Origin of the sequence: Marinifilum sp. N1E240 (assembly GCF_009295825.1) — a bacterium.
GTDB classification, from domain to species: domain Bacteria; phylum Bacteroidota; class Bacteroidia; order Bacteroidales; family Marinifilaceae; genus Marinifilum_A; species Marinifilum_A sediminis.
Map to the genome: position 1 here is coordinate 1 of NZ_WHKF01000037.1, position 994 is coordinate 994.

1 pseudogene is annotated in these 994 nt (G+C 39.5%); it reads right to left on the bottom strand.

The window, feature by feature from the left end:
• A pseudogene (locus GCQ56_RS20395) lies at positions 1-994 on the bottom strand (hypothetical protein); the annotation flags it as partial.

Here is a 994-nt window from a genome sequence, read left to right on the forward strand (position 1 = left end):
AATGAACGGTTACATTTACATCATCATTCGCTGAACAGCCATTTGCATCAGTTACTACTACTGAATAGTTTCCACTTGCATTTACTGTTATGGTTCGAGTAATCTCACCTGTACTCCATAAATATGTCGATCCTGCATTGCCTGCATCCAAAGTAATTATATTACCATCACAGGTTTCCTGGTCGGATCCTAAATCTATTGTTGGATTCGGATGAACTGTTACATTTACATCATCATTCGCTGAACAGCCATTTGCATCAGTTACTACTACTGAATAGTTTCCACTTGCATTTACTGTTATGGTTCGAGTAATCTCACCTGTACTCCATAGATATGTCGATCCTGCATTGCCTGCATCCAAAGTAATTATATTACCATCACAGGTTTCCTGGTCGGATCCTAAATCTATTGTTGGATTCGAATGAACGGTTACATTTACATCATCAGTTGCTGAGCAGCCATTGCCATCGGTTACAACTACTGAATAGTTTCCTGATGTTGAAACTATGATTTTTTGTGTCGTTTCACCTGTATTCCATAGATATGTTGATCCTGCAATGCCGGCATCCAAGGTAATCGTATTACCTGCACAAGTTTCCTGATCAGATCCCAAATCTACTGTTGGATTCGGATGAACTGTTACATTTACATCATCAGTTGCTGAGCAGCCATTGCCATCGGTTACAACTACTGAATAGTTTCCTGATGTTGAAACTATGATTTTTTGTGTCGTTTCACCTGTATTCCATAGATATGTTGATCCTGCAATGCCGGCATCCAAGGTAATCGTATTACCTGCACAAGTTTCCTGATCAGATCCCAAATCTACTGTTGGGTTCGGATGAACAGTGACATTAACATCATCATTCGCTGAACAGCCATTTGCATCAGTTACTACTACTGAATAATTTCCTGTTGTTGATACTGTGATCGTTTGAGTCGTTTCACCTGTACTCCATAAATAACTTGATCCTGCATTACCTGCATCCAATGT